A 20,483-nucleotide genomic window follows, 5' to 3' on the forward strand; every position below is an offset into this window, starting at 1 on the left:
TTTGACCTGCAGCGCTCTTACGGACCGCCCGCACCCCGGCACCGTCCATCCAGGGCAGACCGGAGCAGAGAGGAATGGCAGTGAAGCAACTCCGCCCTCATCAGCGGGAAGCCGTTGACGCGGTCCTGCGCCACCTGGAGTTGCCTGCGCGTTCGACCGTGCCCGAGCGTGGGCTGCGGACTCAGGTGGTCATGGCGACCGGCTCCGGGAAGACCCTCGTGGCCGTGCGCAGCGCCGAAGAGCTCCGGGCCGGCCGGGTGCTGGTGCTGGTGCCTTCACTGGACCTGCTCGCGCAGACGCAGGCCGCATGGCGGGAGGGCGGCCGCGGCGGGCCGATGATCGGGGTTTCGTCCCTGCGCGGCGACGAGGTGGGCTTCCCCAACACCACGGACTCGGGCGAGCTGGTCGCCCGGGTGCGGCCGTTCGACAAGGTGACCGTGTTCGCCACCTACGCCTCGCTCGGGCTGGGAACGCTGGAGCGCGCCCACGCCGCAGGCCTGCCGGGCTGGGACCTGATCGTGGTCGATGAGGCGCACCGCACCTCGGGCCGGATCGGCAAGCCCTGGGCGTCCGTCCACGACAACACCCGCATCCCCGCCCTGCGCCGCCTGTACATGACCGCCACACCCCGGCTGTGGCAGCCGGACGACGACTCCGAGCCGGGCGCGCCGGGCGAGCTGGTGGCCTCCATGGAGGACGACCCGGACGGCCCCTTCGGCGCACGCTGCCACACCCTCACCCTGTCCGAGGCGATCGACCGGGACATCTGCGCCCCCTATCAGGTGGTGTGCCTCGACATCACCGACACCCGGCTCCAGGCCGCCCAGCTCCTCGGCGTGGACGGCCGCACGGACCAGGTACGCGGAGCCCGGCTCGCCGCTCTGCAGACGGCCCTGGTCAAGGCGGCGGCCGAGGAGAACTTCCGGCGCACGCTCGTCTTCCACCACCTGGTCAAGGAGGCCGAGGCCTTCGCGGCAGGCCTTGCGGACGTCGCCGCGCGGCTGCACACGGACGACCCCGAGCGGTACCCGAAGACGATCTGGGCCGACTGGCTGTGCGGCGAACACAAGGCACTCCACCGCCGGCGCGTCCTCGGAGAGTTTTCCGACCAGATCGCCGGCGACGGCACGGTCGTGGAGAAGAGCTTCCTCGGCTCGGTGAGGGTCCTGGGCGAGGGCGTCGACACCCGGGAATGTGACTCCGTCTACTTCGCCGACGTACGCGGCTCCATGCCCGACCTCGTCCAGGCCGTCGGCCGCGCCCTGCGCATCCGCCCCGGCGAGGGCAAGACCGCCTCCCTCGTGGTGCCCGTGCTGCTGGGGCCCGGGGAGACACCGGACAACATGCTCACCAGCCGGGCGTACGACGGCCTGGCCAAGCTGCTGGAAGCGCTCCGAGCGCACGATGCCAGGGTCGTGGAACGACTGGCCGAACCACAGGCACCAAGTCGTGTCAGAGGCGTCCGGAGCCGCAGCGCGGCGGAAGACGAGGGAGCCGACAGCGGCCGAATCGACCAACTGTCGGCACCGGCACGGGCACTGCTGAAATTCTCCGTCCCCCGCAACCCCGCCCAGCTGGCCACGTTCATCAACCTCCGCGTCCTCAACCCGGAACACACCCACTGGCGACGCGGCATCGAAGCCGCCACCCTCTACGCGCGCCAGCACGGCGACCTGCGCGTGCCGTTCACCTACCGCATCCCTGCCGACGACGTCCCGGAGGAAGAGACCGAGGGGCGGCCGGCCACGCTCGCCGGCTTCCCGCTGGGGCAATGGATCGCCGACGCCCGCAGGTTCCACGCCCGCGGCCGTCTGAACGCCGAGCGCGTCGAACAGCTGGAGCAGCTCGGCATGGTCTGGTCGCACTACGACGTCGCCTGGGAAGAAGGACTCGCCGCCGCCCGAGGGTGGGCGGGCGAACACGGCCACCTCCTGGCGCCACTGGACGCCACCTACCAGGGCTACAAGATCGGGATCTGGCTGAAGAACGCCCGCGCCGCCGCCCGGAAGACTGCCGGGATCGAGCAGCGACGTACCGAGGGCCTACTGGTTCCACCGACCGCCGGAGCACTGTCGGAAGACCGGCGCGAACAACTGGACGACATCGACCCGTCCTGGTGCCCCACCTGGCCCGTGGCATGGCAGCGCTGCTTCCACCTCACCAGGCAACACCTGGAAGCCGGCGGCACCCTGCCCACGTCGCCGGGCACCGTCGTACGCCAGGGCGAAGACCTCGCACGCTGGATCCGCGCCCAGCGCCTCGGCTGGAACCAGCTCACGACCGTCCAGCAATGGATGTGCGAACACATCCTCGGCGTCCAGCCCGCCACCGAAGACGAAAAGCCGGAGCCACGCCGTCCACACGCCAACCGATGGGCCCTCAACTACACGGCCGCCAAGCAATACTACGAACGCGAAGGACACCTACGAGTACCCCGCAAACACGTCGAACGCATCGTCGTGAGCGGCGGGGACCGCGGCCGCGAGGACCAGGAGGAACGAGACGTCCGCCTCGGGGCATGGATCAGCAACCAACGCTCACGAGCCGCCACTCTGTCCCCCGAGCGAGTCGAGCAGCTCTCCGCGATCGGCATGAGATGGACGCAGCGGAGCAACGAGGGCGGGTGACCGCGCTTCCGTCATGGCGGCGCGGGAGGCGTCCGTCCCAGGCGGGCGAGTGGGGACAGGGCCATTCAGCGCCGGCGACACCAGCATGCCTGCCGCTGTCACCAGGAGGCTGGTGCGCGTCCCCCACACTTCCGCGAGAAGGCCACCGAGCAGCGAGCCGAGCGGGGTCGTCCCCATGCCGACAAAGTTGATCGTCGCGGCCGCGCGGCCCTGCATCCCCTCCGGTGTGACGGTCTGCCGGACGGCCATGACCGTGACGTTCACCAGCTGACTGAAGGTCCCGAACACGAAGTTGACCGCCAAGAGCACGGGAACGGTCACCGCGGAGGGGCCGTGCAGCGCGGGCACACACAGGAACCCGCCGTCGCCGAGTGCTGCCGCGGACACGAGCACGGCGCCATGTCCGAACCGGCGCGGCAGGCGGGCCGCCAGCATCGATCCCAGGACTGGAAGGCGGCCGATGCGAGGCACACCGTCCGCAACGAGGTGTCACCGGCGACGAAACGGAGGCCCTCATGGATCCGCCGCCAGAACCGAGGAGGAGGTTTTGAGCCTCGGACTCCTGGTAGGCCACGTCGAAGAACACGGACAACGCCCCGACGGCGAAGGCAACCACCAGCAGCGCCGACAGGCCGAGCCCGCCAAGGAGCCCCGCCACGGCTGCGGCGCCCAGTGCCAGGGCCCGGCCGGCGTCCGCCAGCACCATCACCGTACGGGTCCGCCACCTGTCCGCCCCCGCGCCGGCGAAGAGCGACAGCAGCAGGATCGGCACCTGTCCCACCGCGCGCAGGGCGCCCAACTGGCCCGGAAGTCACCGTCCCGCCACAGGCTTGACGCGCCAGGTCGACCGGAATCCGACACAGCGGAGGAAGCAGACGGCACAAGGACCCCTCGGATGACCGAAGACGAGCCCCGCCAACCGGCGCACGACAAGCGCGCCGACGCTGTCAGGCAGCGGGAAGGGAAAGCTCCGTGTGCCGCACATCGAGGGCAGCACGCGATGACAGGCCGCTCACGGCCACCAACGTCAACGCGTGCTCGGACGACCGACCATGTCTTCGCTCCTCGTGAGTCGCTCGCTGCACGAACACTAGCCCTCGGTCGACGGGGCACGAAGGAAACGACCGTGTAGTCACCGATCGCGTCGCTGTGCCGCTGCGCCCTGAGGACGACGTTCCGGTACCGCAGAGCATGCGCATCCACACCGGCACGCCATATTTCAGAGGCGCCTTTTCGGTGACTGTGCTTTCTTGGTCGTGCGCCGGTCCTTCCGGCAACCCAGCCACTTTACGATGGGATGGACAGCTCCATGAACTCCACCGACGCCCCCCGCATCGCGGTCGTCGGCGCCGGCCTCGGCGGCTTGGCCTTAGCCCGTGTCCTGCAGCTCCACGGCCGCTCCGTCACCGTCTTCGACCGTGAGGCTTCCGTCGGCGCCCGCCCCCAGGGCGGCAGCCTTGACATACATGCCGGCACCGGTCAGGCGGCCCTTCGCGCGGCGGGTCTGCTCGACCGGTTTCGCGCCCTGGCCCGCCCCGAGAGCCAGGAATGGCGCGTGCTCGACCCGGTAACCGCCACCGCCCTGCCGTTCCCGGGGCCCGTCCACGACGACGACAGTCCGGAGATCGACCGCGGCCAACTGCGTGGACTGCTCCTGGAATCCCTCGTCACGGGCACCGTCCGGTGGGGCTGCACCGTCACAGCGGCCACCCCGCTCGGGGACGGCACGTGGCGCCTGCTCCTCGACGACGGCACCACCGAGGACGCCGACCTCGTGGTCGGTGCCGACGGCGCCTGGTCGCGGATACGCCCAGCCCTGTCGGACGCCACACCCGGCTACACGGGTGTGACCTTCGTCGAGACCGGCATCGACGACTGCGACACACGCCACCCCGCCCTCGCACGCATGGTCGGCAACGGCACCCTGCTGGCGACGGCCGACAGCAAGGCCCTGTTCGCCCAACGCAACAGCAACGGCCACATACGCGTCTACATCGCCTTCCGCGCCCCGCAGAACTGGCAGCCGACCACCGACCTGGAACTCGAGGACACGGCCGCCGTGCGCGCACACCTGCTGAAGATGTTCGACGGCTGGGACGAGAGACTGCTCCATCTCCTGCGGCACCACGACGGCGGGTTCGTCAATCGGCCCGTGTTCGTACTGCCCGTCCCGCACACCTGGGAACACGTCCCCGGCATCACCCTGCTGGGCGATGCCGCGCACCTGATGCCCCCCGTCGGGCTCGGTGCCAATCTCGCCATGCTCGATGGCGCCGACCTCGCCCACGCCCTCATCACCGAATCCAGCATCGACGACGCCGTACGCGCCTATGAGCGCCTCATGCTGCCGCGATCGGCCCAGGCCGCCCGGGACTGCGCCGAGGCACTCGACAACCTCCTTCCCCCGGCGGGCTCCTGAGCAAGCGTCACCGCCCGCCACCGCTCCCGGATCACACCACCGCACCGGGTTCGACGCCCGAGCTCGACGCCCCGGACGGCCATGACATGGATACTCAGGGAGTCCGGGGCGGGACAAGTTGCCATTCCCCGGAATGGCCGGGTGGGAGTGCCAGGTCACGGCGGACTGCCGCGTAGTACCCGTCACGTGCGGCGCGTTGGCGCTTGAGCATGGCTGACCAGGTTTCCGGGCTATGAGTCCGGTCCCGCACGAATCCTTCCATTTCCATCACCACCACGACCCATTCGCGGGCCTTGTCCACCACGTCCGGGGTGCCAAGCATCAGCAGTGTCTCTCCGGCCGGGTCCCGGGTATCAGCGGCATCGGCAAGGTGAGGCGCCGCTTCCTCGGGTGACAGGGGGTGCGGGTGAGGGTCGTTGCCGAAGTGTGCCGCGATCCGGTACGTCAGGGTGACGCTCTTCTTCAGCGACCTCGCGTAGTCGGCGTACGCCTTCAACCGCCGCTCTTCCCAACGGGCCGCCTGCTCGCGTCGGAAGCGGGCCTGGTCGCCGCGCGTGCTCGCCAGGTACGACCCAAGGGCACCGATCACCACGCCGATCAGCGCTGGGAGCTGTTGTATGAACGCCGACATGCCCACACGGTATATCGCCCCGGCAGGCTCCTCGCTCGCGCCCAGCTGACCGGCGCAAGGCGCGGCGACGTGCACGCAGCCGACGTACAGGCCACACGATTGCCGGTGCCGGGACGCCACCCGTTCCGGCACCGGAGCACGACGCACCCTCGCTATCCGAGACCGAACCAGCCCAGGACCGTCTGGACGAGCAGGAGCGTGGACATGGCCGCGACGCCCACCACCACGACGGTGGCTGCGATGCGGTAGCGCGCGCTGTTGGCGGCACGGCCGAGGACCGAGCGGCGGTTGGTCAGGACCAGGAGGTAGACGAGGACGACGGGACTGATCAGGCCTTGCAGAACCTGGGTGCCGATCAGCAACTGGATGACGTCGACGGGAGTCATCGCCACCGTGGCACCCAGGATGATCTGGGCGGTGAACAGGCCCAGGAACAGCGGGGCGTCACGGAAACTGCGGGAGACGGAGCGTTCCACGCCGGCGGCCTCTCCTATGGCGTAGCTGGCGGAGAGCGGGACGACGGCTCCGGCCAGCGCCGAGGCGCCGATCAGGCCCACGGCGAAGAGGAGTTCCGCGTTCTGCCCGGCGACCGGCTTGAGGGCTTCGGCGGCCTGCGCGGCGGAGTCGAGCGGGCCGGTGCCGCCGATGGCGGAAGCCGTGGCGATGATGATGGTCAGGCTGATGACACAGGCGAAGACGGCGCCCAGGACGGCGTCGGCGCGGATGAGGGGGTAGTCGGCGGGCTTGGCGCCTCGGTCGACGACGCCGGCGGCGGCGTAGAACTGCATGTACGGGCTGACCGTCGTACCGATCAAGGCGACCGCGAGCAGGATGAAGTCCTTGTTCCCCTCGACGTGTGGAACGACCAGGTGGTGGCCGACAGCGCCCCAGTCGGGGTGGCCGAGGATCATCGCGACCGGGTAGGCGAAGAACGCCAGTGACATGATGAGGAAGACGCGTTCGGCCCAGTGGTAGGAGCCGAACAGCACCAGCGCCCACAGCAGGATCGCGGCCGGCGGGATGACCGCCCACTTCGGCACCCCGAGAAGTTCGAAGGCCGCACCGATGCCCGCGAACTCCGAGACGACCAGGCCGGTGTTGGCCAGCAGCAGGCAGAAGACCGCCAGCGCGGTCAGGCGCAGGCTGAACTGCTCGCGGATCAGGGCGCCCAGGCCCTTGCCGGTGTGGGCGCCGAGACGGACGGCCATCTCCTGCACCATCACCAGCGCGACCGTGACCAGCACCATGAAGAAGAGGGTGCCGTAGGTGAACTGGGAGCCCGCCGAGGCGTAGGTCGCGATTCCGGCGGCGTCGTTGCCGGCGTTAGCGGCGACCAGGCCGGGCCCGGCGATCACCGCGAGCATGGTGATGCGCCGCCATCCGGTACGGCGCACGGGCGCGGGGTGCTGCGGGACCGCGCGGGCGGTGTCGAGGTCGCGGGTCACTGCAGGAACCTCCGAAAGTGCATGCGCCCGCGCTCGGGCAGCAGGGTGTCGAGCAGGTCGTCGGCGAGGATCCGGCCGAGGGGGCGGTCGCTGTCGTCGACGACGAGGAGGGAGGAGGCGCGGGCGGCGACCAGGTGGTCGGCGGCCTCGGTGAGCGGAGTGTCCGCATGGACGGTGACAGGTGGGCCGAACTGGGCGCGCCAGGACACCAGATCGGCCACCGGAGTGGTGTCCTCTGCCACCGCCAGATCGAACAGGGGCATGTCGCAGACCAGGCGGCCCTGTTCGTCGACGACGGTGACGGCGTCGATCTCGGTGCGGTGTTCGGCCTGTTCCGCGAGAGCGGCTCGGACCTGGGCGACGGTCTCCTTCTGGCCGGCGGTCACCAGCAGAGTGGTCATGGCGCCGCCCGCGGTGCCCTCACGATGTGTCAGCAGTCGGCGCAGTTCCGCGGCCTCGTCGGCCGGCATACGGGTCAGCAGAGCCTCGCGTTCCTCAGGGGTGAGGTCGCGCAGGGCGTCGACGGCCTCGTCCGGCTCCATTTCGTCGACCAGCCGGGCGGCGTGCTCCGGTTGTGCCTCACGCAGCAGGTTCTCCAACTCGGCCGGTTCCATCTCCTCCAGAGCGTCGGCTGCCTGCTCCGGCTCCAGCCAGCCCAGCAGCTGCTGGCGTTCGGCGCGACCGAGGTCCTCCAGGATGTCGGCGAGATCGGCGGGGCGCAGCCTGCGCAGTGCCGTCCTGGGGGCACGCAGCCGCACCTCCGGCGGGCCCTCGGTGGCCTGCTCGGCAAAGGGGGCCACCGCCTGCCAGTCCAGCACCCGCTCGGGGGTCGGCCGGGCCTGCCAGCGGCGCGGGCCGAGCCGCCGCAGCAGGGTGGGCAGGGAGACGTCCACCCCGACCAGGACGACCTGGTCGACCAGGGGCGCGAGGTACAGGTCGGCGGCCCGGGTGACCTGGACACCGTCGACGTCGACCAGCTGGTGGTCGAGCACGTCCTTGGCCAGCAGCACCTCACCCGGGCGGCGGGCGAAGTCCCGCAGGTCGACCCGGGCGGTGCGCAGCCGTACGTGCCCGGCGTGCACCTTGCCGACGGCGTCGGCGGGCAGGAACGTACGGCGCCGGCCGATACGCAGGATCAGCCCGGTGACCGGCGGGTAGGAGTCCGCTCCGTACAGCCGGGCGACGACGTCGACGACGCGGCCGACCTCCTCGCCGGCCTGGTTGGTGACCGGGCCGCCGATCAGCCCGGCGAGGGAGACCAGCGACTCACGGACCGTCTTGGACGTGGTGGCACGGCGCTCCAGACTGACGCGGCGGTCACGGAAGCGGGCCGTGGTGGACATGAGCACAGTGTGGGCAGCCAAAACGAACACCCCCTTGCCCTCGCATGACGGGGCGGGTGGGCGGCCCACGGCAGCACGCCTCTTCCCCGGACCCGTGGCACAAGGCATGCAGAGCGCACGCCGGTACCCGGCCTGCCCAGCCGGTGAGCTGAGCGGGGATCAGGGAAGAAGAGGCTGCCCCGGGCCGCGGAAGGACGGCGCGGACAACACGAAGAGGGGCCGACTATGGCCCGGACTACTGTCCATGTCGCCTCCTCCCGGTCACGGCCACGCACGGGCGTCGCGGTCCTGCGGCAAGGGGCAGCCGGGCACGATCGGTCCCGGCACACCCCAACTCGTCAGAGCTTTGGCACTCCACGGCGTAATCCCCCTGGGGAGAAGCCACTTGGGGTCACCCCTTGGGCCGGGGAGACCTGTCCTGATCCGGAGCGTCTCTCGACGGGTGGGATCAGTGGCCTGTGTCCGTGAAGAAGCCTCACCGAACGAGGTGTCTGGTCAAACCGCACAAACAATACGCCCGCGTCAGAGCCCCGACCGCATCCATGACCACCCCTTGACCCCGGGCAGGCGCGAAATTGGCCATGCGGGGTCGGCGAACGACAGTGGGATGATGCACGGCACTCGACAGTGGCGCACGGACACCTCGGCGACCTGAGCGAGGCGCCGGTGCGGACCGGCGTGCCGTGGTCACAAGCCGCAGGCCGGGGAAACGGGCGCGCAGGGGGCGGGCGAGGCCACACCGTCGAGACCGGGCGGGCCGAGATCCTGGAGCACGGCATCGTAGGGAGCACGGACCGTCCCGGCCAGGGCCGAAGCATCGTGCGGCTCCAGGTGGGGGGACAGCCGCTGCTGCGCGGACCGGTTTCCGGATGGACTCCGAGTGCGTCGTCGTCCTCCACGAGGACACGAAGGCGCCTGCGATTCTCCCGCACCTCGGATCCCGACCGGTGTCCACGCCCTGCCGGGCGGCCTCGGCGTCCACGGCCTGCGCCTGCAGCCGCTCCACCTCCGCCCGCGCCTGCTCCGCCACGCCCGGTCCAGCCGGTCCCCGGCGCCGTACACTGGACAGCGCGCGCTCCCGGTGCGCCGCCGGTGCTCGATCGCCGCCTCCGGCAGCCGGGCCGGCCGACGGGCCTCCTCGGCGCGGGCCTCCTCGGTACGCGCGGCGGCCGGAGGTCTCCGGAGCGCCTCTGCCGCGCGGCCGTGCTGCGGCGCGGTCTGCCGTCAGGCTGAGTAAGGCACCGGTCACTGTCACCGTGCTCGTCCCGCCGTGGGTCTCCGCACAGTGCCTGTCGCCCGGGAACGCATTTCACGCGCCGTTCGTCTACAGTTCCGTAGACCGTCTACTTCACTGTAGTCGTTCGCCACCGGACGTTCATTCTCACCCGAGCCGCAGGAAAGGCGCCCATGACCGCTCCACCGCATCTGGCCGCGCAGCTGGCCGTCAACGTGCTCGACGCCCATTCACTGCTGGCCGCATTCGGCGTGCTGGGCGTCGGCGTGGTGATGTTCGCCGAGACGGGCCTGCTGATCGGGTTCTTCCTGCCGGGTGACTCCCTGCTGTTCACGGCGGGACTGCTGTGCACGGGTACGGCGGACCAGGCCGTGAGACTGTCCCTGGCGCCGCTGCTGATCGCGGCGGCCCTCGGCGCGCTGGCCGGGGCGCAGTGCGGATACCTCCTCGGCCGGAAGGCGGGCGGCGCGCTGATCGCCCGCAGCCGTTCCCGGCGGCTGCACGAGGGGGTGAAGCGCGCCGAGGAGCTGCTGGAGCGGTACGGACATGCCAAGGCCGTCGTGCTGGCCCGGTTCATCCCGGTGGTGCGGACGGTGCTCAACCCGATGGCGGGCGCCCTGGAGGTCCCGGTGCGGACGTTCACGCTGTGGCAGGTGATCGGTGGACTGGTCTGGAGCGTCGGGCTCACTCTCGCCGGCTATGCGCTGGGCTCCTCGATCCCGAACGTCGACCGTTACCTGCTGCCGCTGGTCGCGCTGATCGTCCTCGTGTCCCTGGTCCCGCTTCTCGCCGAGGTGCTGCGCGCCCGCCGGGGTGCCGACGCGAGGGGAGGAAACAAGTGATCCTGGCCTTCGACGGGTCCTCCATCGACGGCTCCGCCTATGCGGACGTGGTGCACCTGGCCCAGCACTCCCCCGGCTGGCTGGACGACACGGTCTCGGCCTGGTCGACGTACGGGCTGGCGGTGTTCGCCGTCCTGGCCGCCGTCGGCTGGTGGCGCGCTCGCCGCTCGGGGGTCGTCGCTGCTGCGGTGACGGCGCTGCTGGTGCCGCTGGTCGTGGTCGTGGCGTACGGCGTGAACTCCGCCCTGAAGCTGGTGGTGCGCGAGGACCGGCCGTGTCAGAGCCTGCACGTGCGGACGCTGGAGGCGTGTCCGGCACCCGGCGACTGGTCCTTCCCCAGCAACCACGCCGCCATCGCGGCCGCGGCCGCCGTGGCTCTCGTGTTCGTCTCGCGCCGGCTCGGCGCGACAGCGGTCGTGGCCGCGCTGGCGATGGGAGTCTCCCGGGTGTGGGTCGGCGCACACTATCCGCACGACGTCCTGGCCGGTCTCGCCGTCGGCGCCCTGGTGGCCGTCATGGCGATGGTCGCGGTACGACGGCGGTCGGAAGCCCTGGCGCACCGGCTCACCGCCCTGCGCATGGGGGCCCTGCTGCTGACCTCATGAGTGGCTGAGAGGTGCCGGCTGTCCACACCGTTCATCGCAGGTACGGCCCCGGCCGCAAGGCCCATGGAAGATCATGCGCCCCAACATCCTGATCGTTGAGGACGATCACGCCCTGCGGGACGTGCTGCGCCGGGGGCTGTACGACGAGGAGTTCGAGCCCGTCCTCGCGGCCGACGGCGCCGCCGCCCTGCGGCTGGCCACCGCCGACATCGCGGCGGCCGTCCTGGACGTCGGCCTGCCCGACCCCGACGGGCGGGACGTGTGTCAGGCGATGCGCGCCAACGGCTTCCTCGCCCCCGTGATCTTCCTGACCGCCCGGCACCAGCTCGCCGACCGCCTGTCCGGCTTCTCCGCCGGCGACGACGACCTGCCCAAGCCCTTCCACCTCGCCGACCTCGCCGCGAGGCTGAGAGCCGCCATCAGACAGACCTCCCCCCGGCGATGACCCCGGCCGGCGACCTGGTTCTGGACGCGGTGGACCACGCCCGCGCCGTCGGCGGGGAGGTGTCCTACGACCCCGGGCACGCACCCGGCGCCAGGTTCACGGTCAGCGTGCCTGCCGGGTGACCGGGCCACGACCTGGCTGCGACTCCGGCTCGGCCACGCAGTCGTCCTGGCCTACGCCGCCGCCCTGTTCCTGCCCGGGCCAGGGCCGTGGCCGCGCCGGAGCCACTCGCTGCCGCTCGGCGGGGCGAGCGCTCTGGCTCGCTCCACGGCACCGCTCCTGCTCTCCCGGTGCAGGTCGTACGCCGCGGCCATCAGTCCGGCTGGGGCCGGGCCAGGCCGTGGTCGTAGGCGAAGATCACCGCCTGGATGCGGTCGCGGGCGCCGATCTTGGACAGGACGCGGCCCACATGCGTCTTCACCGTGGACTCCGACACGACGAAACGCTCGGCGATCTCGCCGTTGGTCCAGCCCTTGCCGATGGCGACGAGGATCTCGCGTTCGCGGTCGGTGAGGGCGCTCAGGCGCGGATCCTCCGCGGAGCGGTCCCCGCCGGACGGCACGAGTCGGGCGAATTCGTGCAGCAGGCGGCGGGTGAGCGCGGGGGCGATGACCGCGTCTCCGACGGCCACGGCGCGGATGCCGGCGAGGAGTTCCTCGGGGCGGGCGTCCTTGAGGAGGAAGCCGCTGGCTCCGGCGCGCAGGGCCGCGTGGACGTACTCGTCGAGGTCGAAGGTGGTCAGGACGAGGACACGGGAGCGGTCACCGGCGGCGACGATACGGCGCGTGGCCTCGATGCCGTCCATGCCCGGCATGCGTACGTCCATGAGGACGACGTCCGGGCGGAGTTCGGCGGTCTTGCGCACGGCTTCGGCTCCGTGGGCCGCCTCTCCGACGACCTCCGTCTCGGGTACGGAGTCCAGCAGCATACGGAAGCCGTAGCGCTGCAGCGGCTGGTCGTCGACGACGAGCACGGTGGTCACCGGGCACCGCCCTGGGGAGCGAGGTCGAGGGTGGCGCGGACCGTCCACCCCGGGCCCGCGGGACCCGCGCTGACGTGTCCGCCGTACAGAGCTGCTCGTTCTCGCATGCCCACCAGGCCGTGTCCCTCCTCGTTCGCCGTGCCGGGCGGGCCGGCCGGTGTGGCCGGTCCGGAGTCCTGGACGGTGATGGTCAGCCGTGTGTCCTCCACGGCGATCGCCAGGTTCGCACGGGCGCCCGCGCCGGCGTGTTTGAGGGTGTTCGTCAGGGCCTCCTGCACGATGCGGTAGACCGTGAGCTGCACCCCGCTGTCGAGGGCGTCGACGTCACCGGCCGTACGGTAGACGACCTCCAGACCGGCGGCGCGGACCCCCTCGCACAGTGCGTCGACGTCCGTGAGACCGGGCTGCGGGCTCAGCTCCGGCTCGCTGCGCGGGCCGTCCGGCTCACGGAGCACGCCGAGCACCCGCCGCAGTTCGCTCAGGGCCAGGCGACCGGTGTCGCCGATGAGGTGCAGGGCCTCCTTGCCCCGCTCCGGCGCGGCGGCGGTGGCGTAGGCGCCCGCGTCGGCGAGGGTGATGATGACGGACAGGTTGTGGCCGACGATGTCGTGCATCTCGCGGGCCACCCGCGCCCGCTCGGCCGCTACGGCGAGCCTGCCCCGCTGGTCGCGCTCTGTCTCCAGCCGGGCCGCGCGGTCCCGCAACCCGGCCAGCTGGGCCCGCCGGATGCGGATCATCAGGCCGAGCGCGAGGGCCGCGGTCGCCGTGCTGAGCAGGAAGAACAGCGCGTCCCAGACCGACACCGCCGCCGAGACCCGCGCCGCGACCAGGCCCAGCGCACCCGCCATCGCCGCACAGGCCCACGGCAGCTGCCGCAGCCGCCCGTGCAGGGCGAGGCTGTACAGGGCGACGAGGAGGGCGACGTCCGCACGGAGCGCAACACCGAGGGACCACTGGACGACGAACACGGCCGTGACGGCGCCGAAGGCCATCGCGGGCGCCCGCCGCCGCCACAGCAGTGGCAGCACCAGCCCGGCCTGCAGCACGAGCATCCCGGCCGTGGGCGGCCGGGTGAACACCAGATGGAAGCGGCGCGGGCCGTCGCCGTCCCCGTCCATGCCGTGCAGCAGGTCCGGCAGGCAGAACATCAGGAAGACCAGCACCACCACCGCGGTGTCCAGCACCCACGGGCGGGCCTGGTCGGCGTGCCGGAGCCGCTGGCCGGCCCGGCCGAGCCGGGCGACCAGCGGCCCCATCCCGCTGAGGTCATCGGTGGTCACGGAGGTCACCAGACCATGATGCAGCCTGCTCAGACGTCGCTGCGCAGGAGCCGGTACGCCGCCCCTGCCAGCGCCAGCGCCGTCCAGCCGAGGAAGACCAGGAGCCCGGCCGAGGGCGACAGGGTGGTGGAGTCATGGGTCAGGGCGAAGATCGACTCGCCCGCGTGGCTCGGCAGGTAGGGGTCGATGTCGCCCTGCCACGAGGTGGGCAGCAGGGAGACCAGTCCCGGCACCAGCATGAGGGCGGCGACCAGGACCGAGATGCCGCCGGCGACGGACCGCAGCAGCGTCCCGAGGGCGGCTCCGATCACGCCGACCAGGCCGAGGTAGAGCCCGGCGCCCAGCAGGCTGCGTACGACGCCGGCGTGACCGAGACCCATGGCGGCGGGCGTGCCGGACACGATCTGGCTGCCGACGAGGAAGGCGACGAACGCGCCGACGGTCGCGACCACCAGGGCGACCAGCCCGTACACGGCAGCCTTCGACCACAGCACGGGCAGTCGGCGCGGTACGGCCGCGAGGGTCGAGCGGATCATGCCGGTGGAGTACTCGCCCGCCGTCACCAGCACGCCCAGCACGCCGAGGGCCAACTGCGCGAAGTTCGTGCCGAAGAGGGACAGGCTCACGGCCGTCGCGCTGGCGAAGTCGCGGTCCATGTGACGGCCGGAGTCGAGATTGGACTTGTAGTGGCTCGCGGCGATGACGCCGAAGGCGACCAGGAACAGCAGGCCCAGGCCGAGGGTGATCCAGGTGGACCGCAGGGACCAGAGCTTGGCCCACTCCGAGGCCAGCACGCGCCGGCCGGTGACCCGGTAGGCGGGCCGGGCCTGAGCGGCCGGAACGGTCTCGGGAGTCCCGGGAGTTGCCGTGAGGGTGCTCATGCCGCGCTCCCGGAGGTCTCGGTGCCGGTGGTGGAGCCGTGGTACTCCACGGCGTCCCTGGTCAGTTCCATGAATGCCTCCTCCAGCGACACCGCCTTCGTGGTCAGCTCGAACAGCGGGATACCGTGCTCGGCCGCCTTAAGCCCGATCTCCCGGGCGGACGCCCCGGTGACCTGCAGTTCCTCGGAGCCGATGCGGCCGGTGATCTCCACGCCGGGCCCGGCCAGCACGTCCCGCAGCCGCGCGGGGTCGTTCGTCGCGACCTTCACGGTGTCGCCACCGGCCTCGCGGACCAGGTCCCGTACGGTCGTGTCGGCCAGGAGCCGGCCGCGCCCGACGATGATCAGATGGTCCGCCACCAGCGACACCTCGCTCATCAGATGCGAGGAGACGAACACCGTGCGCCCCTCGGCCGCGAGCGACGTCAGCAGGTTCCGGATCCAGAGCACGCCCTCGGGGTCCAGCCCGTTGACGGGCTCGTCCAGCATCACGGTCTGCGGATCGCCCAGCAGGGCCGCCGCGATGCCGAGCCGCTGCCCCATGCCGAGCGAGAAGGCACCGGCCCGCTTCTTCGCGACGCTGCCGAGACCGGCGAGTTCGACGACCTCGTCCACGCGGCGGCGCGGAATGCCATGGGTCAGTGCGAGCGCGCGGAGGTGGTTGTAGGCCGAGCGGCCCGGGTGGATCGACTTGGCCTCCAGCAGGGCCCCGACCTCCTGCAGCGGTGCCTGGTGGCGGGCGTAGCGGTGGCCGTTCACCGTGACGGAGCCGCTCGTCGGCGCGTCGAGTCCGACGATCATGCGCATCGTCGTGGACTTGCCGGCACCGTTGGGGCCGAGGAATCCGGTCACCGAACCCGGCTTCACGGTGAAGTCCAGGCCGTCGACGGCCGTCTTCTCCCCGTACCTCTTGGTGAGCTGCTGTGCCTCGATCATTCGCGTTCTCTCTCTCGGACTCGGGCGCCCGACGCGCCCGACGCCTCCTCCGCCACGCTAAGGCCGCGAGCTCCCGGATCCGGTGGTACCGGGGGACCGAACACCGCCGGGCAGGTGGTACCGGGGTACTACGGCCCCCCGGGCAGCGTCGCCGTCAGCTTCTCCAGCTCGGCGTCCGACAGCGGGTGCAAAGTGTTCAGGAGACGGCGCAGGCCGGATTCGTCCACGGTCTGGCTGGTGACCTCGGCCTCCGCATCGCGGATGCGGCGGGTGACGGTGACGACGCGGGTCCCGCCGGAGACCGGGCGGACCGTCACCATCTCGCCGTGCCCGTCCACCGAGCAGGTCACGTCCTTCTCCACGGGTTCGGGGCATCGGGGAATCGGTGTGAGCGGCGAGCGCACCACGAGGCCCACGTACCCGTCCTGCCGGACGGAGTGGTACTCGATGCCGAAGGAGGCGGGCCCGTCCTCGGCACGGGCTGCCCGCATGCCGGGCGGCGTAGCGATCGCATACAGCAGTTCCGGATGCTCCCGGTACCGCGCGACCTCCGCCGCCTGCTGGTGCTGCTGTGCCTGCGCCGGACCGATGAAGCCTCCGTAAGCCACCCCGGCGGCAAGGGCAGCCACCCCTGCGAACCGCACCCACCGGTTCGGTACGAAGAACGCCGCGGCCACCGCGTACGGCGCCCCCGTCAGCGCGACCCGGGTACTGGCGCTCCCCAGGACGACGTCCTCGCCGTAGGCGGCCAGACCGGCCAGGACGCCGAGCGTGCCGAGCACGAAGACCAGGACCGCCCAGCCCAGCCGCCGCCGCGCGGAGGCGCACAGTGGGACCACGGTCCGCGCGGGTATGCCCGCTGTGGCCAGCAGGCCCACGGTCAACGGCACCCCCAGGACAAGGACTGGCACCGCCGCCCCGGCCCCGTCGCCCCAGGCCGTCACCAGCAATCCGGCGCCGAGTACCGGCACCGCGGCCGCCATGGTCGCCCAGACCAGGAGGAGATGCAGGGCTGTCAGCGCCCTTCTACCGCTCGTCATGCCGCGCAGCATGCCGCCCCGCGCCCTGGCGGCACATGAGTTGTCGTACTCAGTACGTCCTCTCCCCATCTGGCAGCAGCCGCACGAGCGACGACACTGTGGTGCTACCCCGCCAAAGCAGCCACGTGGTTGACGCCGTCTCAAGGGAACTGACCAATTGGTGTCTGCCCGAGGGGGCACCGCGGGCACATTCCCTGATTCGCTAGCTTTCCTTGAGCGGGGCTGCCGCAGGCAGTTCCACGCTGATGCGGATCCCGCCGGCAGGGCGCGGCGTGAGCGTGAGGGTTCCGTCGTGTGCGCGGGTGATGGTTTTGACACAACCCCGACCCGGCAGGCACCGCCCGCGACCCGGCCGCCTCCGGAGCGGACCTGCTGGCGCTGGAGGAGCTGACCCCGCAGGCACAGGGCACGTACGAGAAGGAGTTGGCCAAGGCGTACCCGTACCGCACGGTGCAGGGCACGGTCGGGCTGTGGAGCAGGCTGCCGCTGTCGGACACCAAGCCGGTCGCCGTCAAGCTGTCCTACAGTCGGGCGCTGCGCACCACGGTGGCCACGGACCGGGGTCCCTTGGCGGTGTATGTGGTCCTGGGGTCCGTACGGGTGTTTCCCAGGGCGGGCTTTTGGACGGCCGGCAGGGACAGAGGCGCGCAGGCGCTCGGCGAGGCCATCGCCGCCGAGCGGAACGAGCGGGTGGTGCTGCTCGGTGACCTGAACGGCACCACGGACGACCGCGCGTTCGCCGACATCACCTCCCGGATGCGCTCGGCCCAGGACCTGGCCGGGGACGGCTTCGGCTTCAGCTGGCCGGCGAGGTTCCCGATGGTGCGCATCGACCAGATCCTGGTCAGAGGCGTGGAGCCGAAGAGCTCGTGGGTACTGCCGGCCACCGGCAGCGACCACCTGCCGGTGGCGGCCCGAATCAGCTGGTGAACACCGCGCACAGGCCCCGGTCCCGCCCCGGGATCCGGGACCCCGCTGCAGGTACGGCCGCGCCTGCAGGGCTCGCGGGGCTTGTCGTGCGCCGCCGAGTCTGGTTGGGTACCAGCGCCGCAGGCACGTTGGGCGTGTCGGCCGGGTGGGAGTGGAGCAGGCACCGTGCACACGACGGTACGGCAGGACGGGTCCTGGGCCTTGCCCGAGGGGCTGGGACAGGCGATACGGGACACCGCCGAGGAGATCGCCACGCTGGTGCGGAGCGCGAGCGACACGACGCTGGCCGTGCCGGGGTCGGAGTGGACCGTCGGCGAGGCCGCCGCCCACCTGGCCATGGCCAACGAATTGATGGCCGACCTGGCAGCCGGGCGGGAGCGCCCCTACGGCGACGGAACGCCCCAAAGCCTCGCCGAGGCCAACGCGGAGTCTCTCGCCGTCTTCCGGGAGCGTCGGACGGAGCCTCTCGCGACGATGATCGTGGAGCAGGCCGAGGCGTTCCTGGACGCTGTGTCACGCCTCGCGGCCGACGGCCCGGCCCCCGCCACTCCCCTGGGCTCGATGAACCGGTCGGTTCTCGCGTCGTACCTGCTCACTCACATGCTCGGCCATGGCTACGACCTGGCTCGCGCCCTGCAGCGTGCGCACATGGTCGACCCGGCAAGGGTGTCCTTGTGCATGCCGTTCATGCTCTCGGTCATGCCGCGCGTCGCGAACCCCGAAGCCACGGCCGGGCTCACGGCCCGTTACCGGATCCGCCTGCGCGGGGGCGAGACGTTCGGCGTGTCCCTGGCCGAGGGAACCGTGCAGGTGACACCGGGGGCACCACAGCGCGCGGACTGCACCGTCCTGCTCGATCCCGTCGCCTTCCTGCTCATCGCGCTGGGCCGGCTCAATCCCTGGCGAGCCATCACCCGGGGCAAGGTCCTCGCCTGGGGCCCACGACCGTGGCTGGCCCCCCGCTTCCCGACCCTGTTCACCGCCCCCTGAGCCACCGGGCGACGTCCTGAAACAGCCCCGCGGCCCGCTCCGCCCCACCCCATAGGATCGGCGGCATGGCGCTGCGACCCGTTCAATTGAACATAAAGGCTCTTGATGGCTCGGCAGTCGGCCGGTTCTGGGCGGAGGCGCTCGGCTGGAGTGCCTACAGCCCCGGCGTGACCACCTATGTCGGCCCCGCCGGCGGACTCGTCTGGCCGGACCCGGTCGCCGTCTGCGTCGACGTCGTTCCCGTCCCGGAACCCAAGACAACGACAAAGAACCGTGTGCACCTCGATCTCGCCACCGCCTCTGCGGCCCATCAGGCGGAGTTGGTCGCGCGCCTGAAGGCTCTCGGTGCGACGCCCGCCGACGTGGGCCAGGGCCAGGTGCCGTGGACCGTCCTCGCCGACCCGGAGGGCAATGAGTTCTGCGTGCTGGAACCTCGGGAGATCCATGGGGACACCGGGCCGATCGCCCGGGTGGTGGTCGACTGCGCGGATCCGCGGGCCATGACGCGGTTCTGGGGTGAGGCCCTGGACTGGACCCTGTACGAGGTGACCGACGAACATGCGGTGTTTCGCTCCGCCAAGGGTGTCGGCCCGTATCTCGAGTTCCTCCGCACGCCCGACGTGAAGACCGTGCCGGACCGCGTCCATCTTGACCTGCTGCCGTACCCCGGTGACGACAAAGCAGCGGAGGTGGCCCGGCTGCGGGCCCTCGGCGCCACCGACCTCGACCTCGGCCAGGGCGACGTCCCGTGGACGTGCCTGACCGACCCGGAGGGCCACGAGTTCTGCGTCCTCGCCCCGTCCTGACACAGAGCATTGACGACACCGCGACACGCGAGCCTTGTGTGTTCGCGGGGTTGACGGCTACGAGCAGCCGTGCGGTTCGCTGGGGTGAGGTGCGCGCGGTCCGCGGGCACCGCCGTCGCAGGGGCCGGCGTACTTCAAGTGCAGGTCTGGGCGGCCATCCGGCCCTCGACGGTCTCGTAGGTCACGCTCTTGCCGTCCTTGTGGAACGTCACGTGGCGCCAATCGGTGGACTGGCCCGGCTCAAGCGCCCCGTATTGTATCCGCGCGCTCCCGCCGGTCAGCGTGGCCACACCCTTGCTGATGGTGACGTAGTCCATACCGCCCAGGTCGCACACCGCTCCCCGGGTGTGCAGAGGCCCTGCGGGCGCGGCGGACGCGGGTACGGCGACCACTCCTGCTGCCAGAGCCGCCGCGGTGGCGGCAAGAGCGCGGGGGATGACGTGACGCATGACCGACCCCTCTCCGAGTTCGGGCTCTGCGGCGCCCGACGGTCACATACATCCACGGGATCCACTCCCACCGTAGGACGGCCGTCCGGGTGACGCACGCCAAGGAGTACGCCAGGACCCGGGCGGCGCGGTTCCGGCAGGGCGGACACATGAGGAACTTTCGGCGTGCGCGCGTAGGGGTGGGCTCAGGACGACAGCGTGACCAGCCCCGTGTTGCCCTGTGCGGCGGCACATTGCCGGTACGGGTTGGGGTCGCCCTGGTGTTCCCGGCACGTCCATGTGGCCCCGGCCGCGCGCACCTGGACGGGTGCGCCTTCCGTGCCGTGCCAGATCTTTGTGTAGGCGGCCGCCACCCGGAGCGCGGTGGCACAGGGCACGCTCCCGGTGGCCGACACAGCGAGCCCGGTGGCCCGGTCCGTGCCGCAGTAGGAGGTGGTTTCCAGGTGCACGCCGGTGCCGGCGAACGCCTGGGCGGACCCGGCGAGGCAGAACGCGGCGGCCCCCAGCAGACCGGCGGCCGTTCTCATCCTGATCGAGTGCATTGCGTACCTCCTTCGCGAGAGCCTCGGCGCACCGAGTACCCAGACACCGGGTACCCG

The 20,483-nt window shown here is 71.4% G+C and carries 16 protein-coding genes, 4 pseudogenes and 1 riboswitch; of the genes and pseudogenes, 8 read left to right on the forward strand and 12 right to left on the reverse strand.

The features are described from left to right. Positions 1–74 precede the first annotated feature (74 nt). Positions 75–2,627 carry a DEAD/DEAH box helicase gene (locus FB563_RS32305; RefSeq protein ID WP_079048491.1) on the forward strand — a complete coding sequence of 851 codons (2,553 nt, stop codon included), beginning with the start codon at positions 75–77 and terminating at the stop codon, positions 2,625–2,627. A gap of 11 nt (positions 2,628–2,638) precedes the next feature. Here the strand turns inward: FB563_RS32305 and FB563_RS44450 are convergent. After that, positions 2,639–3,426 (reverse strand): annotated as a pseudogene (locus FB563_RS44450) (MFS transporter). Between the two features lie 510 nt (positions 3,427–3,936). Here FB563_RS44450 and FB563_RS32315 point away from each other — a divergent pair. Beyond that, positions 3,937–5,046, forward strand: coding sequence for an FAD-dependent oxidoreductase (locus FB563_RS32315; protein WP_055703751.1), 1,110 nt, complete (start codon positions 3,937–3,939; stop codon positions 5,044–5,046). 94 nt (positions 5,047–5,140) lie between these two features. On the opposite strand, the gene FB563_RS32320 is transcribed toward FB563_RS32315, so the two are convergent. The 3 genes from FB563_RS32320 to FB563_RS32330 all read right to left on the reverse strand — a co-directional run bounded on the left by FB563_RS32320 (position 5,141) and on the right by FB563_RS32330 (position 8,465). Continuing rightward, positions 5,141–5,677, reverse strand: a complete 537-nt coding sequence (locus FB563_RS32320; RefSeq protein WP_055703752.1) for a hypothetical protein — start codon at positions 5,675–5,677, stop codon at positions 5,141–5,143. Positions 5,678–5,829: 152 nt separating this feature from the next. Then, positions 5,830–7,122, reverse strand: coding sequence for an NRAMP family divalent metal transporter (locus tag FB563_RS32325; protein WP_234357552.1), 1,293 nt, complete (start codon positions 7,120–7,122; stop codon positions 5,830–5,832). Beyond that, positions 7,119–8,465 carry a magnesium transporter MgtE N-terminal domain-containing protein gene (locus FB563_RS32330; protein WP_055703725.1) on the reverse strand — a complete coding sequence of 449 codons (1,347 nt, stop codon included), beginning with the start codon at positions 8,463–8,465 and terminating at the stop codon, positions 7,119–7,121. Before FB563_RS32330 ends, FB563_RS32325 begins: the two co-directional genes overlap by 4 nt. Before the next feature lie 322 nt (positions 8,466–8,787). Then, positions 8,788–8,959, reverse strand: a riboswitch (M-box (ykoK) riboswitch). 913 nt (positions 8,960–9,872) lie between these two features. Here FB563_RS32330 and FB563_RS32335 point away from each other — a divergent pair. The 3 genes and pseudogenes from FB563_RS32335 to FB563_RS32345 form a co-directional block, all read left to right on the forward strand. After that, positions 9,873–10,541, forward strand: coding sequence for a DedA family protein (locus FB563_RS32335; RefSeq protein WP_107100491.1), 669 nt, complete (start codon positions 9,873–9,875; stop codon positions 10,539–10,541). After that, on the forward strand, positions 10,538–11,146 hold the full coding sequence (locus FB563_RS32340; RefSeq protein ID WP_055703726.1) for a phosphatase PAP2 family protein: 609 nt from the start codon (positions 10,538–10,540) through the stop codon (positions 11,144–11,146). Before FB563_RS32335 ends, FB563_RS32340 begins: the two co-directional genes overlap by 4 nt. Positions 11,147–11,219: 73 nt before the next feature. Beyond that, a pseudogene (locus FB563_RS32345) lies at positions 11,220–11,647 on the forward strand (response regulator transcription factor); the annotation flags it as partial. 257 nt (positions 11,648–11,904) lie between these two features. Here FB563_RS32345 and FB563_RS32355 read toward each other — a convergent pair. The 6 genes and pseudogenes from FB563_RS32355 to FB563_RS45605 form a co-directional block, all read right to left on the reverse strand. Continuing rightward, the gene (locus FB563_RS32355) at positions 11,905–12,573 is read right to left on the reverse strand and encodes a response regulator (RefSeq protein WP_055703727.1); all 669 of its coding nucleotides are present in this window, start codon (positions 12,571–12,573) and stop codon (positions 11,905–11,907) included. Continuing rightward, positions 12,570–13,853, reverse strand: a complete 1,284-nt coding sequence (locus FB563_RS32360; RefSeq protein ID WP_055703755.1) for a sensor histidine kinase — start codon at positions 13,851–13,853, stop codon at positions 12,570–12,572. The genes FB563_RS32355 and FB563_RS32360 overlap by 4 nt, the downstream gene beginning before the upstream one ends. Before the next feature lie 29 nt (positions 13,854–13,882). Further along, the gene (locus tag FB563_RS32365; RefSeq protein WP_055703728.1) at positions 13,883–14,734 is read right to left on the reverse strand and encodes an ABC-2 transporter permease; all 852 of its coding nucleotides are present in this window, start codon (positions 14,732–14,734) and stop codon (positions 13,883–13,885) included. Further along, entirely contained in the window at positions 14,731–15,669 is a 939-nt protein-coding gene (locus tag FB563_RS32370; RefSeq protein WP_055703729.1) for an ABC transporter ATP-binding protein, read from the reverse strand. The genes FB563_RS32365 and FB563_RS32370 overlap by 4 nt, the downstream gene beginning before the upstream one ends. Before the next feature lie 128 nt (positions 15,670–15,797). Further along, positions 15,798–16,709 (reverse strand): hypothetical protein, encoded by a 912-nt coding sequence (locus FB563_RS32375; protein WP_055703756.1) that lies wholly within the window; start codon positions 16,707–16,709, stop codon positions 15,798–15,800. Between the two features lie 202 nt (positions 16,710–16,911). Continuing rightward, a pseudogene (locus FB563_RS45605) lies at positions 16,912–17,037 on the reverse strand (two-component sensor histidine kinase); the annotation flags it as partial. On the opposite strand from FB563_RS45605, the pseudogene FB563_RS32385 reads away from it, so the two are divergent. From FB563_RS32385 to FB563_RS32395, 3 genes and pseudogenes are all read left to right on the forward strand, one after another. Continuing rightward, positions 17,028–17,639, forward strand: a pseudogene (locus FB563_RS32385) (endonuclease/exonuclease/phosphatase family protein); the annotation flags it as partial. The pseudogenes FB563_RS45605 and FB563_RS32385 sit on opposite strands and share 10 nt — an antisense overlap. 165 nt (positions 17,640–17,804) lie before the next feature. Continuing rightward, positions 17,805–18,629: a maleylpyruvate isomerase family mycothiol-dependent enzyme gene (locus FB563_RS32390; protein ID WP_055703730.1), complete on the forward strand. Its 825-nt coding sequence runs from the start codon at positions 17,805–17,807 to the stop codon at positions 18,627–18,629. Between the two features lie 65 nt (positions 18,630–18,694). Further along, positions 18,695–19,435, forward strand: coding sequence for a VOC family protein (locus FB563_RS32395; RefSeq protein ID WP_055703731.1), 741 nt, complete (start codon positions 18,695–18,697; stop codon positions 19,433–19,435). Positions 19,436–19,569: 134 nt separating this feature from the next. On the opposite strand, the gene FB563_RS32400 is transcribed toward FB563_RS32395, so the two are convergent. Both FB563_RS32400 and FB563_RS32405 read right to left on the reverse strand, forming a co-directional pair. After that, positions 19,570–19,884: a hypothetical protein gene (locus FB563_RS32400; RefSeq protein ID WP_142219127.1), complete on the reverse strand. Its 315-nt coding sequence runs from the start codon at positions 19,882–19,884 to the stop codon at positions 19,570–19,572. Between the two features lie 185 nt (positions 19,885–20,069). Then, positions 20,070–20,426, reverse strand: coding sequence for a hypothetical protein (locus tag FB563_RS32405; RefSeq protein WP_055703733.1), 357 nt, complete (start codon positions 20,424–20,426; stop codon positions 20,070–20,072). Between the last annotated feature and the right edge of the window lie 57 nt (positions 20,427–20,483).

The sequence above is a fragment of the Streptomyces puniciscabiei genome (assembly GCF_006715785.1).
Taxonomy (GTDB): Bacteria; Actinomycetota; Actinomycetes; order Streptomycetales; family Streptomycetaceae; genus Streptomyces; species Streptomyces puniciscabiei.